An 18266-nucleotide genomic window follows, 5' to 3' on the forward strand; every position below is an offset into this window, starting at 1 on the left:
CCCCCAGCGGTGCCAGGGCCGTCACGCACAGCGCGACAGCGACCGCCAAGGGGCGGTAATGCAGGTGATTCATTCGCTCTCTCTCCAAAGGAATGTCGGGACATGGGCTGCCGCGCTCCCCGCCTGCGTGGCGGCAGCGTCTCCTTTGTAAACAAGCTGTAAGAACATTGACGTGACCTGCGACACCCTTTCACGCCGTTCTGATGAATGAATCATTCTTGTCCCAGATGGAGATCTAGGACTTATTTGAATTCTCGAGTCCAAAGCGAATCTGAGCAGGAACTGGGCAGAGACTCAAACCTCCGAAGCGTCATGTGAGGTCCTATCGTGAAAGCAATTACTGCCGCACTGCAGGCTGCAATCATCGCCCTGGCAACCCTCTCGTTCGCGGGCGGAGCAAAAGCAGGTGGACTCATAGAATGTAACAACTGCGCATCTCCCAAATCCGTTGCGCTGCAGTCGGGGTCCGGGCTCACAGTAATAATTGACTTCGAAAAAGCGCAGCTCACCGCCTTCAATGTCGAGTACGATCGTGAACTGAGAAAATGGCGCGCCGTCTCCACACCGGTTCCCAGTCAGATCCAAATGGCGTTTCTACGAATCGTAGAGAGTGTGTCAAGCACCAATGGCCAACCCGACCAAGCCTTTCCTAAAGCAGGCGGTGGCGCCGTCGTCCCCATGCATCCCGACAACCCAGGAAATTCAAACGGGATGCGATTTCCCGATGCTTACAAATCCTCAGACGCCTTTGAGATCGTCAACTCCGCAACCATGAGAACGCGACTGGGCCAGTATCTGGCCTTGGAAATTGCAGGAGCCAACACCAGCAGCGCCGCTTGGAACAGCTTCGCGCTTTCCATACAACAATTTGCGCTTAGCTGGGCCAGCATCAAGGGCGGCGGCGCGGTCAATGTGATTATTACCTGGCGAGATGGTTCGAAGACCCTCTATAGAATCACACCTGACAACGTGTCAGAAGCCAAATACCAGAAGGGAGAGAGTCGTGACAGCACCGGAAACAAGGTGCCCGATGAGACTATCGCAGATCCTGCGACAGCTCCTTCTTACGCTGGCCAGTACTACTTTGGCCGCGAAGGCGACCTTGATAAATGGGTCCGCTCTGCGCAGATGTACGGCGTACCCGTCCAACGTGGATCTAGCAGCCGCATGTGCTGCAATTGGGATGGCCACACGGTCTACTGCCAGCAATACTGACCTCACCCGATCTGTCCGCGCTCTCAGGGAGTACTGCCCTGAGAGCGCCACATCGCGTCATCGCACGAAGGCGATCCGCTCCATCCCTGTGGCCTCGGCGGCCGCCAGGATCTTCGCCATGCCTTCGTATTCGGCAGACGGATCGGTGGCGATGCGCAGCTCCGGCAGGTTGCCGGCGTGCTCGCTGGCCTGGGTGCGCAGGCGCGCCTGCAGATCATTGATGGCCATCGGCTGGCCGTTCCAGCTCAGCTGGCTGGACGCATCCAGTCGCAGCTCGATCGGCGGTGGTGGATCCGGACGGTCGACCACCCGGTCCGTTGCCTGCGGCAGCTGCACCGCGATGGGCCGCGACAGCATCGGCGCGGTCACGATGAAGATGATCAACAACACCAGCATCACATCCACCAGCGGCGTGACATTGATCTCCGCCAAGGGGCCGCTTCTTCCTGCGCTACTGAACGCCATGTGCCACTCCTTGCACCCGGGCCGTTCGCCCAAGCCGACAGTACGTCGCCGATGACCGCGCGCGGCAGTGTCTGCGTGTGGAGCATTCAGCTGCCGTTGCCCGGTGCGATCCGTGCACGCGATGCGAAACTGAATTCAGCCAGCGCCCGCTATGCTGGGCCCATGACCCGACGCTCTTCGACCGCCCTGTCCCTGCTCCCGCTGTCCGCATCGCTGCTGATCGGCTGCGCCAGCGCCCAGTCACTCGACGCCCAGAGCGGCCAGCTCCAGGCCGCCATCGATGCGGCCGAACGCGGCCAGCTCGATCCGCGCCAGGCCGCCGCGCTAAGCCGCCACCCGGCCTATGGCTGGGTCGAGTTCGCCCAGCTTCGCCGCAACATCGACACGGTCGATACCGGCCAGGCCCAGGCCTTCCTCAAGCGTTATGACGGCCAGGCCGTGGCCAACAGTTTCCGCAGCGTCTGGCTGCCCTCGGTGGCCCGCCGCCAGGACTGGACCACCCTGCTGGCCAACTGGGCACCCACCGACAACCTCGGCCTGCGCTGCGCCCAGCTGACGGCGCGCCAGGCCACCGGCAAGGTCGACCCGCAGTGGATCAGCGAGGCACAGGACCTGTGGCGCAAGAACGGCAAGTCGCTGCCCGATGCCTGTGACGCGGTGTTCGCCGTGCTGCAGGCGCAGGGTGGGATGAGTGATGCCCTGCGCTGGGAACGCGTCGACGCCGCCGCCGATGCACAGCAGCCGGCGGTGATGCGCAGCGCCGCGCGCGGCCTGCCCGCGGCCGACCTGGCCCTGGCCAACACCTATGCCGCCTTCGTCGACAAGCCCAATGCCAGCGCACTGAACTGGCCGCGCAACGAGCGCAGCCGCCGCATCGCCACCGACGGCCTGGAAAAGCTGGCCAAGGCCGACCCCGGTGCCACCGAACAGCAGCTGCCGCAGTACGCGCAGGCGCTGGGCCTGAGCGCCGACCAGCAGGCCCAGGTGCGCTACCAGATCGCGCTGTGGACGGTGGCATCCTACCTGCCCGACTCCGCGCGCCGGCTCAATGCCGTACCCGAATCGGCCTACGACGAGCGCCTGCACGAATGGCGCGTGCGCGAGGCGATGTCGCGCGGTGACTGGGCGGCCGCGCTGACCGCCATCCGCAAGATGGGCAGCAAGCAGCGCAACGATTCGCGCTGGGCGTATTTCGAAGGACGCATGCTGGAAAAGACCGGGCAGGCGCAGCAGGCCCAGCCGCTGTTCCGCACGGCCGCGCGCGCACCGACCTTCCACGGCTTCCTGGCCGCCGACAAACTGCAGCAGAACTACACGCTGTGCCCGTGGAAGCCCAACGACAGTGCGCAGGCGCAGGCCGCCGTCGCCCGCGATCCGGCCATCCAGCGCGCGATGGCGCTGTACCAGATCGATCGCAACGGCTGGGCCGTGGCCGAGTGGAACAGCGCGCTGTCCCGTTTCGATGACACCCAGCGCCGCCTGGCGGTGCGCGTAGCGCAGGACAACGGCTGGTTCGACCGCGCCGTGTTCGCACTCGGCAAGCAGCCGCAGGAACAGCGCCTGTACGACCTGCGCTTCCCGCTGCACCACGACAGCACCATCCGCCGCGAAGCCTCGCGCAACGCCATCGACCCGGCCTGGGTGGCCGCGGAGATCCGCGCCGAGAGCACCTTCACCCCGCGCGCGCGCTCGCCTGCCAACGCCATGGGCCTGATGCAGGTGCTGCCGGCGACCGGCGCGGGCGTGGCGAAGAACATCGGCCTGACGGCCTACGGCGGCGCCGACAGCCTGTACGACCCGGACACCAACATCGCCATCGGCACCGCCTACCTGCGCCAGCTGATGAACAAGTACGACGGCCTGCCCTACGTCACCATCGCCGCCTACAACGCCGGACCGACCCCGACCGCACGCTGGCAGAGCCAGCGCCCGGGCTTCGACCCGGACCTGTGGATCGAGACGATCAGCTACAAGGAAACGCGCGAGTATGTCGCCCGCGTGCTGGCCTTCAGCGTGATCTACGACTGGCGCCTCAACGGCAATGCGCTGCCGCTGAGCGACCGCCTGATGGGCCGCCTGGTGGACAAGCGCAAGGCGTTCACCTGTGCGGCGGACGCCGACCAGGGCGGGGATTGATCGACGCGGGGGCGTGCCTTCCGATCCGGTAGCGCCGGGCCATGCCCGGCGAGCACGCAGCGCGGCGACGCAAGCCCATGCGATCATCACCACCATGAAGATCTATCTTGTCGGCGGCGCCGTACGCGACCGCCTGCTGCAGCGCCCCGCCGGCGACCGTGACTGGGTGGTGGTTGGTGCCACTCCCGCGCAGATGGAAGCGCAGGGCTACACCGCCGTGGGCCGCGATTTCCCGGTGTTCCTGCACCCGAAGACCGGCGAGGAATACGCGCTGGCGCGCACCGAGCGCAAATCCGGCCGCGGCTACCGCGGCTTCGTGGTCGATGCCGATCCGGGGGTCACCCTGGAAGAAGACCTGCAGCGCCGCGATTTCACCATCAATGCCATCGCCTGCGATGAGGCCGATGGCACCCTGGTCGATCCTTACGGCGGCGCGCGCGATATCCAGCAGCGCGTGCTGCGCCACGTCGGCCCCGCCTTCGTTGAAGACCCGCTGCGCGTGCTGCGTGCAGCGCGCTTCATGGCGCGCTTCGCGCCGTTGGGCTTCACCGTCGCCGAGGAAACCATGGCGTTGATGCGTGAGGTCGCCGCCAGTGGCGAGCTGGACGCGCTGGTGCCCGAACGCGTGTGGCAGGAGCTGCGCAAGGCGCTGGCCTGCGAACGGCCGTCGGCCTTCCTGCGCACCCTGCACGACGCGCATGCGCTCGGCCCGATCCTGCCGGAACTGGAAGCGTTGTATGGCGTGCCGCAGCGCGCCGAATTCCACCCGGAGATCGACACCGGCATCCACCAGGAGATGGTCAGCGACATGGCCGCCCGGCTGGCACCGGGCGATGACCTGGTCGGCTTCGCCGCGCTCACCCACGACCTTGGCAAGGGCTTGACGCCGCCGGACGAATGGCCGCGCCACATCATGCACGAGCAGCGTGGCCTGAAGCCGCTCAAGGAGCTGTGTGCGCGCCTGAAGATTCCCACCGAACACCAGCAGCTGGCCGAAGCGGTCTGCCGCGAGCACTTGAACGTGCACCGCATCGACGAGCTGCGTGATGCCACCGTGCTGGACCTGCTGGGCCGGTGCGATGCCCTGCGCCGCCCCGAGCGCGTGGCCCGCATTGCCCTGTGCTGCGAAGCCGACAAGCGCGGCCGGCTGGGCTTTGAAGAAGGCGATTACCCGCAGGGGGAAACGCTCAAGCGCCTGCACCAGGCGGCCCTGTCGGTCCAGGCGCGGGATCTGGACCTGACCCATCTGAAGGGCGCCGCTGTTGGCGAGGCGCTGGCACGGGCGCGGGTGAAGGCGATTGCGGCCGCACGCTGATTCTCAAGCGTCGTACCGGCCACACGCGGACTGTCGAAGGTAGTGCCGGCCGCTGGCCGGCAACCCCAGAACCGCTGGAATCAGTGCGCCATGCCGCGGGTGATCGCAGCGGCGCGATCCTTCAGCTGGGCAACCGCGTCGGGAATCATCTCCATGCCCACGTCCAGGCCCGGGTTCAGCACCAGGCCGACGCCCTCGCCGATGCCCGCCAGCAGCGCGTGCACGGCAATCGGCATGGCATGGGCGAACTGCGGCAGCTGCTCGTGCCAGAGACCGGCGCGCTCGGGCGCGGTGAACACCGCGAACATCGGCTCGCCGCCCTCGCTGGTCAGCACCAGCGGCGAAATGCTCTCGTCCCAGGCGCCATCCTCGCCGATGGCCTTGTCCAGCAGCACGAACACCGGCGCGGTCAGCAGGCCATCGAGGAACTGCGAGGCAGTCAGCGTACCGTCCTGTGCCTGCAGCAGGCGGACCTCCAGGTCGTTGAGGGGTTCGAACGGCGTGTCGTGATCCATGGTCGGTTCCGGTACGTGATTGCAGGGTGTCACTTTAGCAGGCCGGAAGCATGGTCCACGTGCTGGACCTGCCGTCCGGGGAACGGTCAACGACCGATCAGGCTCTCGGCAGGAATGCCCAGGTTGCGGTGCAGATTGCGGATCATTTCCAGGGTCAGCCCGCGCTTGCGGTTCAACACCTCATAGACCCGATTGAGCTGGCCGATGGAAGGCACCAGGTCCTTTACCGTCAACCCACCCTGTTCCATGCGGAAACGGATCGCTTCAATGGGATCCGGCAGTTCGATCGGGTAGTGCTTCGCTTCGTAGGCCTCGACAAGCGTGGCAAGGATCTCGAATCGATCCCCTTCCTCACTGCCGATGGCAGGCTCGTTCTCGAAATAGAACTCAAGCTCGCGCAGCGCGATCTCGTAGTCGCTTTCGGTACGGATGGGGCGAATGTTCATTTTCTCTCCACAGTCGAGACGTCTATTCGATCGTAGTCGGCATGACGGCCAATGAATTTGATGTAGACCATCTGTCGCTGATAAGAGACATCCACCACCAGACGATGGCTGTTGCCCTTGATGTTGAAAACCACACGGGTGTTGCCCACGAAACTGGCGCTGGCGAAGCGGTCGCGGATGTCATGTGGGCTCGCCCAGACGGCGCGCCTCACTTCGTCATGCCACGCCTTCAGAGACTGCTCGCATTCCGGAAATTTCTCCCAGTAGCGCCTCAGCGTGGAAAGCGAGAATATCTTCAAGACAGGATCCTAGTCCCAATTTGGGACATATGCAAATCCATCGCCATCAGCCTGCCCCAGCCCCTGAACGCCACATCCAACCCGCCACCGCCAGCCCGGCCACGACCACCAGCATCACCGGCAGGCCGAAGCGGTGCCGGAACGGGATCGGCACCCCGCCCAGCTGCTGGTCCATGGTGTCGGTGTCCAGTACCCAGCCATGCTCGCAGCCGGTGCAGGCCAGCTCGTAACGGCGCTGGTAGACGAAGCCGAACAGCAGGTCGATACGCGCCATGCGGTAGCGCAGCTGCGGGGCGAAGTCGGTCTCGGTCTGGCAGCGCAGGCAGTGGTGGGCCTCGGTCGGGCCGACCACGACGACACGCTCCTGCTGGCCGATCATCATCACCGGTCAGCCGCCCGTGCAGGCTGGCTGGGCCAGCAGCCAGGCCTGGGCGGCGGCAACAGTGGCCGCATCACCGCTGATGCGCTGGTCCGGCCTGATCTTCAGCCCATCGCCCTGGCCATTGCGGTCCTGCATCACGCTGGTGGTCAGCACGAGTGAACTGCCATCAACCAATGGGCGCACCACGTTGGCGGTGGACACCCCCGCAGTCGCCTCACCGAAACTGCGTGTCTGCGGCCGGCCCCGCAGGGCCAATACCGTCGCCTCGCCAGAGCTGGCAGTGCGCGGACCGGTCAGCACCGCCACCGGCGCGGCCACGTGCTTCAGGCGGTAGCCGGGCGCGCCGAGATCGACGATCACGCGCGCGCCCAGGCGCACGCCGGAAGGGGTCGACTGCCAGGGCGATGGGCCCTCGGCGGTGGCGAAGGAACCGACCATTTCCTCGCCCTCCTTCGTGATCCGCAGCAGCGGTGCAATCCCGAGCAGCATGGGCCACATGTTGCCACCGGTGTTGCCGCGCAGGTCCACGATCCAACCGCAGCGCTTGCCAGTGTCCTGGTCGCGGATGATCGCCTGCCAGCGTGCTGCGCGCTCCTGCATCTGCTGTTTCGCAGCCGGGCCGGGAACGACGGCGAAGCCGCCGATGCCCACCTGGCCAATGCGCGGGTCCAGCGCCGGTACATCAGCGGCTGCAGCACCTTCGGATGCACCGGCCGCAGCCGCTGCATTGGCACGGGCGATGCGCTTGGCGTCCGAACGCATCCGCTCCGGGCTGAGCCATGCGCCATGCCCTCCCGAGCTGCGGCCGATGGCTTCTTTCAGCACATCGCGGATCTTTTCCGGGTTGCCCTGTGCGGCGCTCAAGCGCGCCCGCATCTCTGGCCAGTCCACGCGGTCGCGGTACAGCGCCTCGCGTTCCAGCGTGTCCAGCAGTTCGATGCGTGCCTGTGCGGTGGGCAGTTCGATGGCAGCAGCGGGGGCCGCCAAGGCCATGGCGCAGAGCAGTGCCGCAGCCGTGATGCGTAGATCGACGTACATTCGACGTTCCTTCGTCGGGGGGACAGGTGCAGCATACGCGCCTGCGTCTGGCGCTGTGTGTCGGGATCAACCTTTCCGTGAGGCCACGATTTACAACTTTGCTCATGTCATCGCCGGGATGAAAGGGCGAAGGTAGCGTTGCTGGCGTGCTCTGCGCCGGCCGGGATTGGCGTCCTGAATCAAACATCAAAGTGATCGAGTTGCCGCCTCAGCGGCAATCGCGACAATGCACCGGCTTGCCCATGGCGGGCGGTGCGTGGGGATCCTCGTGATCCGTCGGCTTTTTTCGCTTTGATTTTGACCGGCACGCCAACCCGCACCGCCCGCCACCTCGCACCCCGCAGGTGGCCTTGCCTTGTGAGGTTGTCGCCATGAATACGCCCTACCCCACCTATCCCTGCCTGCAGTCTCTGCTGGGCGATGCGCTGTCCACCCTGGCCCTGCCTGATGCCACGGCGAAAGCGCTGGAAGATGCATTGAGCGTGGCTGAAGAAAGTGCCCCTCCCTCGGCCTTCTTCGCGCGGCTGTACGGCCTCGCGCACGGACATGGCGCCGATGGGCAGCCTTGGCAGAATCGGAAGCTCAGTGACGCACACCTGCGGGGAATGGCTGAAGCCACGCGCTGCATGGCGGCGGTGTCGGCGTGCGGGCGCGTGCTGCTGGCGGCGCAGGCCGCGCGGGAACTGGATGATGCTGAAGCTCAGTGTCCACCACAGGTGGAGGAGGGATTGCTGCACGCGGTGATTGTGTTGGCCGATCATGCCGACGCGCTGGTGGCACCGGTGGATCCGTCGCGTCGAAGATCGGATGGAGACTGACATGTACAACAATGTGAATGCAGCTTTGAATGACGCTCAATACTCACAGCTCGAAAAATTTGTACGAGCACTGTCCCAGCGTGACAGTGAGACGCTTCAAACCCATTTCCATCTCAGCGACGTCGTCATCGCCGAAGTGTATGAGCGCGTCGAATTTTATTTTGACCATGCCACCATTCTCTCCGTCCCACCCAGGATCAACTGTGCTCTCCAAGGGCCGTCGATAGCGGTTTACGACTTCGGTGACGGAGACCTTGCTGTTGACTGTGATCTGCTCGGAAACGGTTCACCGTGCGATGCGTATGTGCACGTCCTGTTCGAGAAAGACGTATTGGTCTATGAGTACATGAAATCATGATGAAGTGATGGAGGGCGCACGCCACGGTTCGGATCGGAACCGACCGGCATTGCGCCCCCGCCGACCACCATCGCCGGGCATGGCCCGGCATTACCAGTCCGCGCGCAGGCCGATGTTGCCTTCGATGATGCGGCGCTTCTCGTTCCTGTCACCACCCAGCTCACGCGTGTAGTCGGCCACGGCGTACGCGCTGATGCTGCGGTTGAAGCGCGCGACCACGCCTACGCCCGCTTCCAGCGCGCGCGAGCGCTGCGCATTGAGGATCGTGTCACTGTCGAACTGGATGCGGTCCTCGCCCGCGCGGCCGTGCCAGTAGTTCACCTTGAAATACGGCTGCCAGCCGTTGTCGGCCAACTGGTAATCACCGGCCAGGCGCAGGCCGACGCGGCCGGTCCAGGCGTTGTCACTGTCAAAGCGCACCGCAGACACCACGTCGCGCCGGTCATCCAGCGAACTGCGCTGCCAGATCACCTGCACCTGCGGTTCCAGCCACCATGAGGACTGCCCGAACTGCAGCAGCGGCTTGCCCGCTTCCAGCGACAGCGTGGTGCCATCACCCTTGACGTCGATGCCGAGCCCGCGCGAGGAACGCACCCGGCCGTCGTAGCGGCTCTGCATGGCCACCGCGTCGAGGTAACCGCCCTCGCTGCCGGTCAACGTCCAGTACAGGCCCACATGTTTGTCGTCCAGGCGGCTCTGGCCGACCTGCACGTTCTCCCAGCCCAGCGCCAGGCCGGTGGTCCTGCCCTGCGCGCGGGTGCGGCCGACGAACACGCCCACCTGGTTGCGATGGTCATCAGCGGCGGCCGCCCACACATCCAGACCGGCCTGCACGCCCATCACATCGCCATCGAAGCCAGGCTGTGCATCTCCCTTCCAATGGATCTTGCTGCTCTGCCCCACCAGTCGCCCCCAGGCGGTGCGGAAGGCGCCGTTGCTGTAGAGCAGGCGCTGCTCGCCCTGGCGCTCGTGGAAGGTACCGAGGCTGGCCAGCGACGTCTCGCGCAGCAGCGGCGGCACCACCGCGTAGGCAGCGGTTTCCAGGCGATACAGCGGCACCACGTCGCCCTGCGCCGGTCGTGCACCCGGGCTGGGCGGGGTCGAGCCTGCACCGGGCAGGCTGCTGCCGGCCACCGGCACATCGGGTACGGCCGGGTCGCTGGGCGGTGCCACGGGTGCGGGCTCCGGCGGTGGCGGTGGCGGTGCGGTCTCGCCAGCGGTCAGATCGGGATCCATTGGATCCTCCGGTGGCGGTGGCGGTGCCGGCGTGATCGGCGGCGGCGGTGCGACGTCGGGGCTGGGCGGCGGCGGCATGGCGTTGACGCTGCCATTCGGTGCCGGCGTCGGGCCCGCGACCAGGGTCGAACGCAGGTACCAGTTCTCGCCGGTGCCGGCGCTGACGCCGCCCTTGAACAGGAAGTACTCATAGGCACCGGCCGATACCGGTGCGAACAGCGAGAACGCATTCGCCGCGGTGGTACCGCCATTCAAGGCCTGCACTATCAGGATGCCGTCGGCCAACGTCGCCGCGCCACCGCCGCCGGCGTTGAGGATGCCGATGCCGGTCGTGCCGCTGGCCGTGCCGCCATCAATGACCAGGCGGTCGCTGCTCGAGCCATCCCCCGCCAGCACTGCGCGCAGGTACAGTCCGCCGCCCTCGCCACGGTAATTGCCGCGGATGCTGAAGACATCGCCTGCGCCAGTGCCGGTGAGATCGATGCGCCCGGCGTTGATCACATCGACCAGTGCGCCCGCAGCGAACGGCCGCAGCGCATGCGCGCCGTTGCCGGCGTAGAGCGTGCTGGTGTCGTCCAGGGTAAGCGTGCCGGTGCCCGTCCCGCTGTCGCCGAGCACGAGGTCACCGTCGAAGGTCAGCTCGGTGCTGCTGCCCAGGCTGATCGCCTCCCAGTTCTGGAAGCGGGCCACGCCGGTGGTCTTGACGTTGTTGAAGTTGAGCCGGTCATTGCCGCTGCCACCGTCAAACAGCGGCACTGCACCCAGGTTGGCCTGGTTGAGGTTGCTGAGGTTGGCCACGTCATTGTCCGGCCCTCCATCAATGGCGCCGTAGACGATGCCACCGCCATTCCAGTTGAAGGTGTCGTTGCCGGTGCTCAGCAGCACCTGCCCGCGCACGGTGCCATCGGTGATGGTCACGCTGTCATTGCCGCCGCTGACGCTGATGTTGCCGCCGATGTAGGCAGTGCCGGAGATGATGATGGTATCGGTGTCGAAGCCGGTGACCACGTTGCCGTCGACCGTGCCGCCGGACTGGTCCCACAGGTTCTTGTCCAGCTTCATGTTGACCCGGCCGATGCGGCCGCCGGTCATCCACGCCTGGTCGCCATCCTCGAAGGCACCGATGATGCGGCCGCCGCTCATGCGGAATGTGTCGATGTTGTCGCCCTGCTGCAGCGCGCCGATGGTGCCGCCGGTCATGACGAAATCATCGGGGCCGCTGCCCTGCGTCACCAGGCCGGTGATGGTGCCGCCGCTGACCGTCATCTGGTCATCGCCGTTGCCCTGGTCGACGCTGTCGAGCGTGCCGCCACTGATCAGCAGCACGTCGTTGCCATCGCCCTGCAGCACGCCGCCGCTGATGCTGCCGTCCAGCATCTCCAGGCGATCATTGCCGGCACCGAACTGCACGCCGGTGCGGCCGCTGATGGTGCCGCGGTTGACCAGCACGCTGTCGCCGGCACCGGCGAACTGCAGTGCGGTGTTGTTGCCGGTGCTGATGCTGCCAAGGTTGTCGACACGGCTGCCGCCACCCAGCTGCACGGCAATGCCATCGACCGAACTGATCGCCCCCTGGTTGCCGAGCTGGTGGCCGCCGGCGCCGACGAGGCTGATGGCGCTGCCGCCACCGCTCTGCTGCAGCTGTGCGCCACTGGCGATGTTGAGGGTGATGCCGACCTCACCGTTGGCGCTGACGGGTACGGTCTGCGGGTTGGGGGCTGCCGCACTGCAGGTGACGGTCTGCCCGGCAAGCGGCGCGACGTTGTCACAGCCCGCCCACGCGATGGGCACGGTGGCAGCCAGTGCGGCGGGAATGGCGAGCGCCTGCAGCAGGCAGCGGGTCAGGCGCTGATGGCGCGGTGCGCGCATGGCGGCAACGGACATATGGCACTCCTGGGTCGGGGGATTCAGGAACTGCGGATATGGACAGTGCTGGCGCCGCGGGGGCGCCGGAGGCTTCAGGCCTGCCGTTATGCCGGATGCATCACGCCTGGGGTGTGAAGTAATGCATGCATCACGTGGCGTGCATGTGCATGAAAGCGTTCAGGCCAACCCCAGGCAGGTGCCAACCTTGGTTGGCACAAAAGGGGCCCCGGCCCGGCTCAGATCTTCAGGTAGATGCGACGCCGGTCCAGCCACCACGCTACGCCCCACCACAGCGCAACAAAGGCGATCGCCTGCAGCATCGAGGCCAGTTCCAGTGCGCCCGGCATCGCCGTGGCCAGCTGCTGCCACACCCAACCCCAGACGCCGGTGGCCAGCAGCACCACCGACATCACCGAGGCGCCGAGGTAGGCGGTGATGGCATTGACGCCGAAGCGGCGGCCCAGCGCGGGCCAGCCCCTGCGGTCGATCAGCAGGTGCCCGAGCCACAGCGCGAGCGCCGCCAGGCCGCCGGTCCACAGCACATAGCTTGGCGTCCACAGCTGCTTGTTGAGCGGCAGCACCGAGGCCAGCAGCAGACCCAGCACGGCGGTCGCCACGCCCAGACCGGCCAGTGCGGACGCGCGCCCGTAGCGCAGCAGGCCACCGGCCAGCAGGCCGAGCACGGTGCTGGCGATCGCGCCGAGGCTGCTCAACAGGCCTTCCGGATCGTGGCCGAGGCCGGTGTCGGCCTGCCACTGGTAGATGAAGGGCGCGAACAGGCGGGTGTCCAAGCGGCTGGCCGGATTGGTCCACGGCGCCAGATCGCCGATGCCCAGCAGCAGCACCGTGTAGCCCACCAGCAGCGCGACCAGCAGCGCCACCTGGGTGCGTGGCCGCACGTACACCGCCACCACGCCGACCACGGCCGCACACAGCGCGATGCGCTGCAGGACACCCCAGATTCGGAAGTGGTGCGTGTGCAGCGCCCACCACACCAGCAGGTGCAGCAGCACGCCGGCGAGGGCGATGCGCAGCGCGCGTTGCAGCACGCCACGGGCCAGTGCCGGGCGCGCGGCGGCGTCGTGCGCGCGCGGCGCTACGCTGAAGGCCATCGACACGCCGACCAGGAACAGGAAGAACGGGAACACCAGGTCGGTGGGCGTGCAGCCATGCCAGTCCGCATGGCGCAGCGGCGCGAACACCGCGCTCCAGTCACCAGGGTTGTTGACCAGCAGCATCGCCGCCACGGTGAGGCCGCGCAGGGCATCGATCGAGCCCAGCCGACGTGGCGGCGCTGCATCCATCAGGCCGCCTCGTACTGTCCGGCAATCCAGGTGCCACGCACCTGCAGGGCATCATCCAGCAGCACCAGGTCGGCCTGGTAGCCCTCGGCGATGTGGCCCAGGCGGTCATCCACATTGAGGAATTCCGCTGGATAGGTGGACGCCATGCGCGCCGCCTCGGCCAGCGGCTGGCCGAGCAGCTGCACGGTGTTGCGCACCGCCGTGGCCATGTCCAGCGCCGAACCGGCCAACGCACCGGCCGCATTGCGCACTACGCCATCGACGGCGGTGATGGTCTCGCCGTACAGCACGTAGCTGGGATCGTCCGCACCGACCGGTGGCATCGCATCGGTCACCAGCAGCAGGCGGCCGCGCGGCTTGGCGGCCAGCGCCACGCGCAGGCTGGCCGGGTGCACGTGCACGCCATCGACGATGATGCCGATCCAGCTGTCGCGGTCTTCCAGCGCTGCACCCACGGCACCAGGCTCACGCCCCTGCAGCGGTGACATCGCGTTGTACAGATGGGTGAAGCCGCGCACGCCGGCATCCAGGCCGTCGCGGATTTCTTCGTAGGTGCCGGCGGTATGCCCGGCCGCCACGATCACGCCGCGCTCTACCAGCGCGCGGATCGTCTCCAGCGGCACGCGCTCCGGCGCCAGGGTCAGCAGGGTCACGCCGTTGTCCAGCGACGCGGCCAGCGCGATTTCCTCGGCATCGGGCACGCGGAACTTGCTGGCATCGTGGGTGCCCTTGCGCGCCGGCGCGATGTACGGGCCTTCCAGGTGGATGCCGATGATGCCTGGCACCTGCTGCGCGATCGCCTCGCGCATCGCACCGATCGCCTCGCGCATCACGTCCACGTCGTCGCTGATCAGGGTCGGCAACATCGCAGTGGTGCCGAAGCGCCGGTGGGCCTGCGCGATGGTGCGCAGCGAGGCGACATCCGGCGTGTTGTTGAACAGCGCACCGCCACCGCCGTTGACCTGCACGTCGATGAAGCCCGGCAGCAGCCAGCCGCCGCCCAGGTCCACCTGTTCGTCGGCCTGGCCCAGCTGCGGCGCGGCGTCGGGCAGCAGCGCGATGATGCGGCCGTCTTCGATCACCACCGCCAGGTCGTCGCGGAAATCATCGCCGGTGAGGATGCGGGCGTTGCGCAGGACCGTGGCCATCAGACCGTCTCCGTGACCTTGTTCAGGTGCGGCGGCAGGTCGGGATTGAAGCCACGGCGGATCGCCAACGCGTTGATCGCGCGGTAGAAGCTCTGCACGGTCAGCAGCGGTGCGCACAGCGGGTGCGGCGCGACCGCCACCGGCAGGTTGCCACCGGCGCCGGCCATCCACACCTGGGCGCCGCGCGCACTGAATTCCTCGACCACCGCACGGGTGCCGGCGCCGGTTTCATCGGGCTGGGCAAAGGCCAGCACCGGGAAGCCGCGGCCGACCAGCGCCATCGGGCCGTGCTTGACCTCGGCCGAGCTGTAGGCTTCGGCATGCAGACTGCAGGTTTCCTTGAACTTCAGCGCGGCCTCCTGCGCGGCGCCAAGACCGAGGCCACGGCCGAGCACGAACAGGTTGCTGGCATCGACCAGGCCGTCGGAGACCGCACTCCAGTCGCACTGCCACGCCGCACGCAGCGCATCGGGCAGCAGGTCCAGCGCATTGCGCAGGCTGCTGTCCTGCTTCCAGTAGGCGGCCAGCTGCAGCAGCGCGGCCAGCGAGGCCAGGTAGCTCTTGGTCGCGGCCACGCTCTTTTCAGCACCGGCATGCAGCGGGATGACCGTGTCGGCCAGCTGCGCCAGCGGCGAATCCTCGACGTTGACCAGGGCGACCACGCGCGCACCGGCGGCCTTGGCGGCCTCGGCATTGCGCAGCAGGTCCGGGCTCTTGCCCGACTGCGAGATGACGATGAACAACGCACCACGCAGCTGCAGCGGCGCGGCGTATACCGAGCCCACCGACGGCGAGGCCGAGGCGACCACCAGGCCCAGCTGGGTTTCCAGCAGGTACTTGCCGTAGGTGGCGGCGTGATCGGAGCTGCCGCGTGCGCAGGTCACCACGAACGGCGGCGGTGCCGCACGCAGGCTGGCGGCCAGCGTTTCCATGGTGGCGTGGTTGCGGGCGAACTGGCGGGCAACCACGTCGGCCGCTTCAGCAGCCTCGGCGAACATCAGGGTGGCGGTGGGGTCGGACGGCGACATGGCGGACTCAGGCGGGTTCGGAAGGAAGGGGGCGCACGCCGGCCGGGCGCATCGGTGCGGTGGAGCCGCGCACCACCAGCTGCGGCACGAAGCCCTGGTTCTGCAGGGCGGCTGGTGCATCGTCATAGGCATCGCTGCGCAGCTGCGCGATCAGCAGGCGCGCGGCGTGGCGGGCGATGTCCTCGGTGGCCTGCTTGGCGGTGGTCAGCGGCGGCCACGACTGGCGCGAGAACGGGCTGTCCTCGAAGCCGGCGATGGAGAGGTCGTAGGGCACGTTCATGCCGGCCGACTTCGCGGCCGCCAGCACGCCGGCGGCGATTTCGTCGTTGGAGCCGAAGATGGCGGTGGGCGGTTCGCGCAGTGCCAGCAGGCGACGCGCGCCGCGGAAGCCATCGTCGAAGGTGTAGTCGCCCTGCACCACCAGATGCTTGTCCACGGTCATGCCGTAGTCCTTCAGCGCGGCCTCGTAACCGGCGTAGCGCTCGCCCGAGGAACGGTGCGAGGAACCACCCCAGAGGAAACCGATGCGCTGGTGGCCGAGCTGGATCAGGTGCTCGGTGACTTCGTAGGCGGCCTCGCGGTCATCGACGAACACGCAGGCACCGTCGGCCGGATCCTCGGTGGCAGCAATGATGCGCACCAGCTTGATGCCGCGCGCGGTCAGCGTCTGGATCAGGTCGCGGCGTTCGGACATCGGCGCGGTCAGCACCAGCCCGGCCAGGCGCGAACGCTGCACCCAGTCGGCCAGTTCATCGGCCAGCATCGGCGAGCTCGAGTCGCAGGGATGGATCTGCAGGCCGAAGCCGGTTTCGCGGCAGGCGGCGAGCACGCCGTTCTGCACGCCGATGATGTGGTACGGGTTGGGGTTGTCGTACACCAGCCCGATCACGAACGTGGTGCCGCTGCGCAGGTTGCGCGCCGACGGATCGGGTTCGTAGTCGAGCTCGGCGATGGCACGCAGCACCCGCGCACGGGTGGCCTGCATCACCGACGGCTCGTTGTTGATGACCCGCGATACCGTCTTCAGCGAGACCTTGGCCTTTTCGGCAACGTCCTTGATGGTCGCTCTGCGCATCGGCTTTTCCTGGGGTTGGCTGCCGTCCATCATCGCCGATCAGGCCTTGTCCTGCGGCAGGCCGGCGCGATGGCCGATCACCGAGTAGAACAGGATGTAGAGGTAGCACGGCACCATCAGCAGGACGAACACCAGCTGGAAGTCGATGTGCTGCTTGAGCACGGCGAACAGCTGCGGAATGATCGCGCCGCCGGCGATGCCCATCACCAGCAGGGCCGAGCCGGTTTCGGTGAACCGACCCAGGCCGCGGATGGCCAGCGGGAAGATGGCCGGCCACATCATCGCGTTGGCGAAGCCCAGCAGCGCCACGAACGCCACCGAGACATAGCCGTGGGTGGCCCACGCGCCCAGGCAGAACAGCACGCCCAGCACCGCCGAGACGGTGAGGTAGCGCGACTGCGAAACCACCTTCGGAATCAACGCCAGGCCGACCACGTAGCCGATGAGCATGGCGAACAGGGTCAGCGAGGTGAACATCTTGGTCTGGTCCAGCGGCAGGTCGAAGCCGTGGCCGTAGGTGCCGATGGCATCACCGGCCATCACTTCCACGCCCACATAGACGAACAGGCACAGCACACCCAGCCACAGGTGCGGGAACTGGAAGATGCTGCGGCGTTCGGCAGCACCCGCTGCCGTCGGCGTGGCGTTGGCTTCGGACGGCTTGATTTCCGGCAGCGGCGAGAACAGCACCGCCACCGCCAGCACCACCAGCACACCGGCCATGGCCAGGTACGGCGCGTGGATCTTGGCGGCGAATTCGTTGAGCAGCTGCGCCTTGGTTGCTTCATCAGCAGCGGCCACGCTGGCCGACAGGTCGCCGATGCCGTGCAGCACCACCGTGCCGATCAGCACCGGTGCCAGCATGCCGGCGATCTTGTTGCAGATGCCCATCAGCGCGATGCGGCGCGCGGCCGTTTCGATCGGGCCGAGGATGGAGATGTAGGGGTTGATCGCGGTCTGCAGCAGGGCCAGGCCGCTGCCGATCACGAACAGGCCGCCGAGCGCGCCCGGATACCAGCGCTGCGTGGCGAACTCGCCGAACAGTGCCGCGCCCCCGGCCATCACCAGCAGGCTCAGGCTGAGGCCCTTCTTCATGCCGGTGCGGCGCAGGATCCACGACGACGGCAGGGCGAGGAAGAAGTAGGACAGGTAGAACACCATCAGCACCAGGAAGGCGCCGACTTCGCTGAGCTCGAATGCCAGCTTGACGAAGGTGATCAACGGCCCGTTGAGCCAGGTGAAGAAGCCGATCAGGAAGAACAGCACGCCGACGATGGCGATGGAGGCGGCAACGTTTGGACGCGCGCTTGCAGCAGTGACGGCGGACATCAGGTGGGCTCCTGCGGCGACGACCGCAGAAGGCGGTGTCGGAGAGTGGCTGGGAACAACGTTGTCACATTCTTTCGGTGGAGCACCGCCGTTTGTCAACTTGATTGCACAGGCCCGATGCGGCCGTGCTGCACTGCGCAACAGCACCACCGCGCTCCGCGCTGAATGCGCTCTGCCCCTAGAGGCTCATGGCGCAAAGGCTTGCGGGTTAATGCCGGGTCAAGACGATGTAAACGTTTACGGTGTCTCTCATTCGTTGCGGCGCAGCAACGAAAGTGTCACGAACTCGTTGA

Annotated in this window: 17 protein-coding genes; 5 read left to right on the forward strand and 12 right to left on the reverse strand. The window is 66.8% G+C overall.

Going from position 1 to position 18266, the window contains the following annotated elements:
- Positions 1-327: 327 nt before the first annotated feature.
- A complete protein-coding gene (locus IAE56_RS06225; RefSeq protein ID WP_200751884.1) occupies positions 328-1215 on the forward strand; it encodes a hypothetical protein in 888 nt (295 codons plus the stop codon).
- 57 nt (positions 1216-1272) lie between these two features.
- On the opposite strand, the gene IAE56_RS06230 is transcribed toward IAE56_RS06225, so the two are convergent.
- A complete protein-coding gene (locus tag IAE56_RS06230; protein ID WP_108770000.1) occupies positions 1273-1680 on the reverse strand; it encodes a biopolymer transporter ExbD in 408 nt (135 codons plus the stop codon).
- A gap of 162 nt (positions 1681-1842) precedes the next feature.
- Here IAE56_RS06230 and IAE56_RS06235 point away from each other — a divergent pair, with 162 nt between their 5' ends.
- Complete coding sequence (locus tag IAE56_RS06235) at positions 1843-3816, forward strand: transglycosylase SLT domain-containing protein (protein WP_200751885.1); 1974 nt, start codon at positions 1843-1845, stop codon at positions 3814-3816.
- 94 nt (positions 3817-3910) lie between these two features.
- Positions 3911-5131 carry a multifunctional CCA addition/repair protein gene (locus tag IAE56_RS06240; RefSeq protein WP_200751886.1) on the forward strand — a complete coding sequence of 407 codons (1221 nt, stop codon included), beginning with the start codon at positions 3911-3913 and terminating at the stop codon, positions 5129-5131.
- 80 nt (positions 5132-5211) lie between these two features.
- On the opposite strand, the gene IAE56_RS06245 is transcribed toward IAE56_RS06240, so the two are convergent.
- The 5 genes from IAE56_RS06245 to IAE56_RS06265 form a co-directional block, all read right to left on the reverse strand.
- Positions 5212-5646 carry an SseB family protein gene (locus IAE56_RS06245; protein WP_108770003.1) on the reverse strand — a complete coding sequence of 145 codons (435 nt, stop codon included), beginning with the start codon at positions 5644-5646 and terminating at the stop codon, positions 5212-5214.
- 86 nt (positions 5647-5732) lie between these two features.
- The gene (locus tag IAE56_RS06250; protein WP_200751887.1) at positions 5733-6092 is read right to left on the reverse strand and encodes a transcriptional regulator; all 360 of its coding nucleotides are present in this window, start codon (positions 6090-6092) and stop codon (positions 5733-5735) included.
- Positions 6089-6391, reverse strand: a complete 303-nt coding sequence (locus IAE56_RS06255; protein WP_200751888.1) for a type II toxin-antitoxin system HigB family toxin — start codon at positions 6389-6391, stop codon at positions 6089-6091. Before IAE56_RS06255 ends, IAE56_RS06250 begins: the two co-directional genes overlap by 4 nt.
- A gap of 46 nt (positions 6392-6437) precedes the next feature.
- Positions 6438-6776 (reverse strand): hypothetical protein, encoded by a 339-nt coding sequence (locus tag IAE56_RS06260; protein ID WP_200751889.1) that lies wholly within the window; start codon positions 6774-6776, stop codon positions 6438-6440.
- A 3-nt stretch (positions 6777-6779) separates the two neighbouring features.
- Entirely contained in the window at positions 6780-7811 is a 1032-nt protein-coding gene (locus IAE56_RS06265) for a S41 family peptidase (protein WP_200751890.1), read from the reverse strand.
- A gap of 371 nt (positions 7812-8182) precedes the next feature.
- Between IAE56_RS06265 and IAE56_RS06270 the strand changes: the two genes are divergently transcribed.
- Both IAE56_RS06270 and IAE56_RS06275 read left to right on the forward strand, forming a co-directional pair.
- The gene (locus IAE56_RS06270) at positions 8183-8629 is read left to right on the forward strand and encodes a hypothetical protein (RefSeq protein WP_200751891.1); all 447 of its coding nucleotides are present in this window, start codon (positions 8183-8185) and stop codon (positions 8627-8629) included.
- Position 8630: 1 nt separating this feature from the next.
- Complete coding sequence (locus tag IAE56_RS06275) at positions 8631-8987, forward strand: hypothetical protein (RefSeq protein ID WP_200751892.1); 357 nt, start codon at positions 8631-8633, stop codon at positions 8985-8987.
- A 90-nt stretch (positions 8988-9077) separates the two neighbouring features.
- Here IAE56_RS06275 and IAE56_RS06280 read toward each other — a convergent pair whose 3' ends face one another.
- From IAE56_RS06280 to IAE56_RS06305, 6 genes are all read right to left on the reverse strand, one after another.
- Positions 9078-12107: an autotransporter outer membrane beta-barrel domain-containing protein gene (locus tag IAE56_RS06280; protein WP_200751893.1), complete on the reverse strand. Its 3030-nt coding sequence runs from the start codon at positions 12105-12107 to the stop codon at positions 9078-9080.
- A 218-nt stretch (positions 12108-12325) separates the two neighbouring features.
- Positions 12326-13393, reverse strand: coding sequence for a DUF5009 domain-containing protein (locus tag IAE56_RS06285; protein ID WP_200751894.1), 1068 nt, complete (start codon positions 13391-13393; stop codon positions 12326-12328).
- Positions 13393-14541: an N-acetylglucosamine-6-phosphate deacetylase gene (nagA, locus tag IAE56_RS06290; RefSeq protein ID WP_108770008.1), complete on the reverse strand. Its 1149-nt coding sequence runs from the start codon at positions 14539-14541 to the stop codon at positions 13393-13395. The genes IAE56_RS06285 and nagA overlap by 1 nt, the downstream gene beginning before the upstream one ends.
- On the reverse strand, positions 14541-15569 hold the full coding sequence (locus tag IAE56_RS06295) for an SIS domain-containing protein (RefSeq protein WP_200751895.1): 1029 nt from the start codon (positions 15567-15569) through the stop codon (positions 14541-14543). The genes nagA and IAE56_RS06295 overlap by 1 nt, the downstream gene beginning before the upstream one ends.
- 7 nt (positions 15570-15576) lie before the next feature.
- Positions 15577-16644 (reverse strand): LacI family DNA-binding transcriptional regulator, encoded by a 1068-nt coding sequence (locus IAE56_RS06300; protein ID WP_108770754.1) that lies wholly within the window; start codon positions 16642-16644, stop codon positions 15577-15579.
- 39 nt (positions 16645-16683) lie between these two features.
- Complete coding sequence (locus IAE56_RS06305; RefSeq protein ID WP_200751896.1) at positions 16684-17973, reverse strand: sugar MFS transporter; 1290 nt, start codon at positions 17971-17973, stop codon at positions 16684-16686.
- Between the last annotated feature and the right edge of the window lie 293 nt (positions 17974-18266).

The organism is Stenotrophomonas sp. S41 (assembly GCF_016624625.1).
Taxonomy (GTDB): domain Bacteria; phylum Pseudomonadota; class Gammaproteobacteria; order Xanthomonadales; family Xanthomonadaceae; genus Stenotrophomonas.